6 protein-coding genes and 1 pseudogene are annotated in these 7853 nt (G+C 68.9%); 5 read left to right on the forward strand and 2 right to left on the reverse strand.

The genetic code is table 11. The features are described 5' to 3' along the window. Positions 1 to 131: 131 nt before the first annotated feature. Positions 132 to 464 (forward strand): annotated as a pseudogene (locus ACWD6R_RS38945) (IS30 family transposase); the annotation flags it as partial. Positions 465 to 714: 250 nt separating this feature from the next. Here the strand turns inward: ACWD6R_RS38945 and ACWD6R_RS38950 are convergent. After that, positions 715 to 864, reverse strand: a complete 150-nt coding sequence (locus tag ACWD6R_RS38950) for a hypothetical protein (RefSeq protein WP_451823087.1) — start codon at positions 862 to 864, stop codon at positions 715 to 717. Positions 865 to 1006: 142 nt separating this feature from the next. On the opposite strand from ACWD6R_RS38950, the gene ACWD6R_RS38955 reads away from it, so the two are divergent. The 3 genes from ACWD6R_RS38955 (at position 1007) to ACWD6R_RS38965 (ending at position 3709) form a co-directional block, all read left to right on the forward strand. Continuing rightward, entirely contained in the window at positions 1007 to 2227 is a 1221-nt protein-coding gene (locus ACWD6R_RS38955; RefSeq protein WP_451823088.1) for a CoA transferase, read from the forward strand. Between the two features lie 354 nt (positions 2228 to 2581). Continuing rightward, the gene (locus ACWD6R_RS38960) at positions 2582 to 2929 is read left to right on the forward strand and encodes a carboxymuconolactone decarboxylase family protein (RefSeq protein ID WP_451823089.1); all 348 of its coding nucleotides are present in this window, start codon (positions 2582 to 2584) and stop codon (positions 2927 to 2929) included. Positions 2930 to 3091: 162 nt separating this feature from the next. Then, on the forward strand, positions 3092 to 3709 hold the full coding sequence (locus tag ACWD6R_RS38965; RefSeq protein ID WP_451823090.1) for an HdeD family acid-resistance protein: 618 nt from the start codon (positions 3092 to 3094) through the stop codon (positions 3707 to 3709). Positions 3710 to 4132: 423 nt separating this feature from the next. On the opposite strand, the gene ACWD6R_RS38970 is transcribed toward ACWD6R_RS38965, so the two are convergent. Continuing rightward, positions 4133 to 5353 carry a serine/threonine-protein kinase gene (locus ACWD6R_RS38970; protein ID WP_451823091.1) on the reverse strand — a complete coding sequence of 407 codons (1221 nt, stop codon included), beginning with the start codon at positions 5351 to 5353 and terminating at the stop codon, positions 4133 to 4135. A gap of 462 nt (positions 5354 to 5815) precedes the next feature. Here ACWD6R_RS38970 and ACWD6R_RS38975 point away from each other — a divergent pair, with 462 nt between their 5' ends. Then, positions 5816 to 7762, forward strand: coding sequence for a YncE family protein (locus ACWD6R_RS38975; protein ID WP_451823092.1), 1947 nt, complete (start codon positions 5816 to 5818; stop codon positions 7760 to 7762). Positions 7763 to 7853 lie beyond the last annotated feature (91 nt).

The raw sequence follows: 7853 nt of genomic DNA on the forward strand, positions 1-7853 counted from the left end.
AGTTCGCCATCAAGCGACGAGACAAGCCGCGCACTCCCAGTAACGTCCGCTACTCGCTGAAAGTCACCCGACACCCGCCCCCACCTGCGGAAACGACCTAACTCACCGGCATTGCCAGCTCAGGGGATGCAATGGACTTCGAGATACGCGCGGACCGGGGGCCGCAGGGGCGTAGGAAGCTGACCCGTGAGCGGGCGGCATACTTCCAGCTCATGCAGCAGGGCTACAGCAGCAGGGAAGCCTGCCGGATCGTCGGCATCGACGTGCGGACGGGCAAGAAGTGGCGCAACGGATCACATGCGCACATCGGCAAGAAGAAGGCGGCGCCTCCGATCTACCAGGAGGCACCGCCTTCTGGCCCGTCCCGCTACCTGCGTGAGGCCGACCGCATCCACATAGCCGACCGTCTGCGGGAGAAGGCCACGGTCCGCGTGATCGCCGCCGAGCTGGGCACCACAGCTTCTGATCGCTGCGACCGTGGTCTATCTACTGGACCGCTGGGCCTGCCACGCCTACCTGCAGTCACTGCGGCCCGGTCGTGAACACATCGCCAAGCGCCCCAAAATGGCCCCGCTCGCGGCCAAGAAGATCGACGAGTGTGCAGTCACTGAACAGTGGCAAACCATTGGATACCGCAGCGCGGGAAGGGCCGACCGCTTCGTCGGTGCCGGCCTCGACGCATGGCGGAGGGGAGCAACCCGCATCCAGCTGGCATCAGCCCGCACCACCGACGAGGACAAGAAGCCCTTGAGCGGGGTCGGCGACACCGACCTCGACGGGTACCAGAAGTTCGAGGCTGACGAGCTGCTTGACAAGGTGCGGGACGAGTTGGAGGACCTGAGCGGGATTCTCATCGAGACTCACGCGCTGCCAAATTGCGACGTGGCCGAGTTCCTCGGCGTCCCCCAGAGCCGATGGAAGAAGCTGAGCCGCGACGTCACTGGCAGCGCCAAGGCCGGGTGGCCGGAGGCGACCGAGATGTGTACCGAGGCCCGGGAGGCGCCACATGGACCTGCGCGTGGGCCCGCACCACCTGTGCCCGTTCTACGAGCAGAAGTGGGAACTCCTCAACGGCTACCCCGGCGGCACACCGTCCATCATCAACCAGGCCTTCGGCAACTCGTTCTACCGCACCGCGGACGGCCGCTGGATGATGCCCTTCAACATCTACCCCAACATCAAGGTGGCCGCCCAGAAGCTCTTGGGCGTGGGCGAGGACCCGGAGGCGGTCGCCGCGGCGATCTCCAAGTGGAACGCCCGGGAACTGGAAGAGGCCGGCGCGAAGGCCGGGGCCGTCATGCCGATGGTGCGCACACCCAGCGAGCTCCTGACGGAGCGTCAATACGCCGACTTCCTGGCCGACATGCCGCTGGTGGAGATCACCCATGTCGGCGACAGCGACCCCGAGCCGCTGCCCGAAGGCGCCACCGCCCCGCTCGACGGTGTCCGCGCGCTGGGCATGGGCCACATCATCGCCGGCGCGGGCGCCGGACGCGCCATGGCACTGCACGGCGCCGATGTCCTCAACATCTGGCGGCCCTACGAGCTCGAGCACGACGTCACGTACCTCACGACGGGTGTCGGTGTCCGCTCGACGACGCTGAACCCGCACGTGGAAGAGGGCCTGGCCCGCATCCACGAACTCCAGGCCGGCGCCGACGTCTTCTTCGCCAACCGCCGCCCCGGCTTCCTGGACTCCATCGGCCTTTCCGAAGAGGAGGCCATCGCGCGGCGCCCGGGTCTGGTCTACGCCACCGTGTCGCTGAACGGGCAGAGCGGTCCGTGGAAGGACTACCTCGGCTTCGACCAGACCGCCGGCGCGCTCACCGGCCTGCTGCACCTGGAGGGCGACGGCGACACTCCCGCCCTGCCGCCCATCAGCGTGGTCAACGACTACCTCGTCTCCTGGTTCATGACCGCCGGCATCACCGAAGCCCTGCGCCGCCGCGCCGTCGACGGCGGCAGCTACCGCGTCCACGTCTCCCTCTCCCGCGTCGCCCTGTGGATCCTCAGCATGGGCATCTTCGACAAGGCCTACGCGACCCGGACCGCCGGCACCGGCGAACTCCACGCCTACCCCGACCCCGAGGTCTTCGCCGCCGAGACCCCGCTCGGCCACTACCAGGGCATCACCGACCAGGTGAAGATGTCCGGCACTCCCGGCTCCTACCGGCACATCCTCGTTCCCCGCGGCTCCGGTCGCCCGGAATGGCTGCCGCTCGGCTGACGGCCGCTCGGGCTGCTTCCCGGCCCGCAGGTGGAGGCACCGGCCTCGGTCTGAGGGCCGGCTGTCGAAGGCTGCCGGGCCCGACCCGGCAGCGCGGCAGGGCATCGCGATTCCGCGGCGTCCGGCCCCGGCCCGCCCGAGCCTCGCCGAGCCCGTCCGCGGCCCGCCCCCCTCGATCCGCTTGGGCGGGCCGGTGTCGCAGCCGGGAAGTATCCCCAAAGTCCACTCTGATCCGTTTACGAGCACGTTGTGGAGGAATCAGGTGGATAGAACTATTCAGCCGCCGGGGCCTCACCATGCACAGCTTCACCTCTGGCCCATGCGGTTCCCCTCAAGCGAGAAAGGATGCAGATCATGACAACACAAGCACCCGAGCGCACCCTGGACGCCCTCGCGCATGGCGAGCACCCGGTCTTCGAGCAGCTCGCGCGGATGACCATCGAGACGCTGCCCAACTCCGGCCTGGACGAACGCACGTACCACCTCGTACGGCTGGCTTCGCTCATCGCCATGGACGCCGCCCCGGCCTCGTACCTGGCCAATCTCAGTGTGGCGAAGGAAGCCGGCCTGACCGCCGAGGACGCCAAGGCCGTCTGCGTGGCGATCGCACCGATCGTCGGCAGTGCGCGGGTGGTCGACGCGGCAGGCAGCGTTCTGCGCGCCCTCGGCTTCGCCGAGAGCATCGATGAGCAGGGGTTGTGACCAGCACCGGCGGACGGTCTGCCACACCGAGGAGGAGTTCCGGCGCGCCAAGGAGCAGATCCTGCGCCGAGTCCCCCTACATCAGGGAGCAGGTGAACCCTGACTCCCGACCCGGGTGACGGGCACGCGTCCGACGCGACGGGCAGTACGGCGGGAAGCATCATGAATGCACCATCCAATTTTGCGACGCCTCATGGGCTGGCCGACCCCAATGACACGTTGGCCGATCTGGGCGGCTCATGGACGTGGACACTCGGGATCGCACTGGTGACCCTGGCGGCAGGGATCGTCGTGCTCGTCTGGCCGGACGAGACACTGCACGTCCTGGCGGTCGTCCTCGGCCTCTACCTGCTTATCTCGGGTGCCTTCCGCTTCGTCACGGCCTTCTCCCGGGACAGCGAGGGCAGCAGGACGGCGATGCGGGCGCTGGTTGCCGTACTGGCCATCCTGGCGGGCGTCCTGTGCCTGCGACACCCACTGCAGACCACCGCGGTGCTGTCGCTCATCCTCGGCGCCTACTGGCTGGTGTCGGGCCTGCTTGTGGCCTTCCTTGCCGGCTGGGGACGCGACATGCCGCATCGGGGGCTGGCCTTCGCCCTGGCCGCCCTCGGGATCGTGGCCGGCATCGTCGTGCTCGCGTATCCCGTGGAATCCGCGGTCGCGCTGGCCAGGCTGCTGGGGCTGTGGCTCGTCCTGCTGGGCCTGGGCGAAGTGGCGATGGCGTTCACACGGCGATCCGCAGCCAAACGCTCCGCGCCCAGCGCCCGGCTGTCGACGTAGCGAAGGAATACACCGGGCCCGCTACAACAGTGAGGACCAGCACCCCCACGACCGAGTGACATCACAACACGTCGCGGTACAGGCGAGCAGGGCCGGGCGACCATGTGTGCCCATGTCTACAGGTGCATGCCCTGTCCCTCGGCCTCGTCGGGAGGGCGCCCTCCTGGTGAGGCGGTCCGTGGGCTGGTAGCGGGTGTTCACCAGGGCGCCGATGATGATCGGGCCGAGGATTCTTGGCGCTCTCACGTCGTCGTGGACAAGGACTGCAGCTCCAAGGCCATCCGCGCCCGCCTGTGTGGATCCAGGGCCTCGCCCGCACAGTCCCCGGGCGGGTCGACCGGATCGCCGACCGGCCCCGACGCGGCAGCCGGGGCTCCTTCACCCTCGTATCCCTGCTGATGCGGGCGTGACAGCTGACACCCCTTAGTGATGGCCCTTCTCGTGACCTTGCTTCTGCTTCCCGTGCCCCTCCTCCTGCTCGTCGCCCAAGGTGTCGGCCGGGGATGCGGACGGGGTGAACTCGCGGGACGCCGGGGCAGGGTCGGTGGTGGAAGTGTCCGCTGACGAGGAAGGCGCCGGGAGTTGGGACTGTCTCCCGTCAGGGGAGAACAGCCCCATGCCGAGCAGTGTGGAGGCAACGAAGACACCGAGCCCGGCGATCGCGACAGTCAGCCTCCGGTGCTGCCGCACAAGCGCCCGCACGCGTGCGGGCATCGATCGGACCTGAAGCGCCGCGGGCCGCTGCCCCTGCGGGGCTCGGTGTCGTCGATCCGCGGTGATCGGCTGATGCGTGGTGCGGGGCAGCGCGTACTCCGTGGCCGTGCCCGCCTCACGGGAAGTAGGCATCCGGTACGCGCCCTCGAGCCAGGCCGGACTGGTGAACCAGTCGGCGACATCCTGTGCGCTGGGGCGGTCCTCAGGCTGCTTGGCCAGCATCCGGAGCAGTTGCTCCTCGAACGCGCCGGGCAGCTCCGGGCGTCGCAGCGACGGAGGCGTCGGCGGAGCGGTGACGTGCAGGTGGAGCAGGGCCGCCGCGTTGCCCGCCTGGAAAGGGGCTTCACCCACCAGCAGTTGATAGAGGACGCAGCCGAGAGCGTAGACGTCGGAGGCGGGCCCGGCAGGCCGGCCGAGCGCTCGCTCGGGGGCGAGGTAGAGGCTGGTGCCCACAATCTGACCGGCGCCGGTGAGGGCGGTCGATGCCTCGTCGACGAACCGGGCGATCCCGAAATCGCCGATCTTGACCGTCCCACCGGCATCCTGCATCAGGTTGCCGGGTTTGATGTCGCGGTGGATTACACCCTGCCGGTGGGCCGCGGCCAGGCCGGCCGCTATCTGACCGGCGACGCCGGCGACCCGTTGCGGACTGAACGTTCCGGTCGCCCCCAGAACCTGGGCCAGGCTCGCCCCGTCGACCAGTTCCATGACGAGGTACAAACGGTTGTTCCAGAAACCGAAGTCGAACACCGTAACAACGTTCGGATGGTTGAGCTTTGCGGCTGTCTGCGCCTCCAGGCGAAAGCGTGCGGTCGCCTGCTCGTCGGCTCCGCCGTCAAGCATCAGCTTCACCGCCACCGGGCGGCCCAGCACGTCGTCCGCGGCCCGCCAGACCTCACCCATCCCGCCACGGCCGATCTCTGCTTCCAACCGGTATCGATCCGCCACCAGCACTCGCAGACCACCCTCAGTTTCGTTCAGTCATCTCGCAGCCGCCCGGACAGGCTCTCCCTGGCTCGGGCCCGAGCCACGCACCAGCGTAATGATCTTCGCAGGCCGCCGACCTGCCGGCCGGGACGGCATCGGCCCGGATGCCCGGAGGGCCGCGACGGCGGGAAACCGGCGCGCGGGCCAAGGCCCTCGGGAGGACCGGCCAAGACGCGGCGCCAACACCCCGGGGTGGCCACCCCGGCCGCCCTCGCCCGGCTCCGCCGGGTGATCGCGCCGTCTCCGCACGGGAAAACTCCCCCTTGCTTGTCACTGTCATGCCATACGCTGCCCGAGAGCAGCCGCGCCCCGCGCGTCACCGCACTCCGCGGTCACGTCCGGGTGCTGCGCGGCGCTCTCAACTCCCGGTCATCCACCGGGTTTTCTCGTGGGGGTAAAAACACTGTGCGCACGCGCAGCATCTCGACCGCGACAGCGCTCGCGGTCCTCTTCAGCTCAGCGGTACTGAGCGTCGCCGCGGCCGGTCCCGCGTCGGCGGTCACCGCGACCGTCGGCTCGCCCGCGGGCATCGTCGTCGACGGCGTCGGCCAACGGGTCTTCGTCGGCGACGACACGAACGACAGGATCATCGCCGCCGACTACAACGGCAACCTTGTCGACTCGGTGAGCGGCATCGACGGGATCTTCGACCTGGCCCTGTCCGACGACGGCACCACCCTGTACGCGGCGGCGCGGGTCAGCCACGAGATCGTGGCTCTCGACGCGGCCACCCTCGAAGTCAAGGCCCGGTACCCCGTGGCCACCGGCATCGGCCCGCTGTACGTCGAATTCGCCGGCGGCAAGGTCTGGTTCGCCTACGAAGACCAGTCGGACGGCGACGGCAACCTGGGCTCGGTCGACCCGGCGGTGGGCCCGGCCGACGGGACCGACCCGGTGACGCTCGGGCAGCTCCCCGGGGATTCCGGAGTCGGGAGCCCGCCGCTCCTCGACACCGACCCGTCCGCACCCGGACTGCTGGCCGTCGGCGCGACCGACTTCTTCGACACGACCAAGGACCTGATGGCCGTCGTCGACGTCTCCGGCGCCACGCCCCAGGTGACCGCCTGGCACAACGGCGACTACTCGCTGAACTACGTCAGCGACATCGACCTCGTGCCCGGCGCCCCGCAGGTGCTGGTCGACGGCACGGACCGGCACGCCTACGCGGACGGGAAGTTCACCGCCGCCGGCGCCTACCCGGCCGGGCAGCGCGCGGACATCGCGCCGAACGGTCTGGTCGCCCAGATCAGCGGCGCGAACGTGGCGGTCTACCGGCCCGGCGCGACCAAGCCGATCCGCACATACGCCGCCGACACCTCCACCCTCGCCTGGGCCCCGGACGCCTCCCGGATCTTCGCGCTCGTGACCTCGCCCGGCGGCTACACCCTCAAGGCGCTCACCGACCCGGCGCTGAACGTCCCGAGCCTGACGGTGAACGCGCCGTCGACCGCCACGCGCGGCAAGCAGCTCACCGTGACCGGGAAGCTGTCGGCGACGGTGCCGCTGCCGAGCGGTGTCAAGCTGCAGGTCACCCGCACCGACCCGGAGAGCCCCAGCGGCAAGGCGCTGCCCGCCGTCACGGTGAAGGCGGACGGCTCGTACACCTTCACCGACACCCCGCCGGCCGGCGGCACGGTCACGTACAAGGTCGCCTACGCAGGCGACGCCGCGCACACGGCGGTCAGCGCGTCCGACAAGGTCACGGTTCCCCGCACGAAACCGACGCTGACCCTGAACAAGAACGGCAACGTCTACAACTACGGCGCCGACGTCTCCTTCACCGCGCACCTCGGCTCGACGTACAAGAACCGCACGATCGAGATATGGGCGAACCCCTTCGGCGGCGACAAGCCCAACAAGCTGCTGAAGACCGGGAAGGTCAACTCCAGCGGCAACATCTCCGCGACGGTCGACATGACGCGGGACACGGATGTCACCGCGGTCTTCAAGGGGGACACCCGCACCGCGCCCAGGACGGTGAAGTCCACGGCGTACGCCCGGGTCAAGGTTTCCACCGCCGTCTCCAAGCACTACAAGACGGCCAAGATCGGCTCGACGTCGTACTACTGGTTCCACAAGAGCACCGACCCGCTGCTCACGACGACCATGACCTACTACAAGGGGCGTAAGCAACGCTTCGACCTGCAGGTCTACTCGGGCGGAAAGTGGTACTCCGCCGGCTCGCAGTACTTCGCGCTCGGCACGAACGGAAAGTCGGTCGTACGCCTGGTGGCGCCGGGGCAGTCCGGCATCAAGGCGCGCATGCGGTCGGTGTACGTCAACGGGTCGTCCGGCGACACCGTGAACACCACGACGTACGGGTCCTGGAAGTACCTGTACTTCTCCAACTAGAAGACTGCTGAAAATCTTTTGCGTTCTGGCCCCGGACCGGCAGGTCCGGGGCCAGTCTTGTGAGCATGCAGGGGGAATGGGCCGGGGAGAT

It is taken from the genome of Streptomyces sp. NPDC005151, assembly GCF_053599875.1.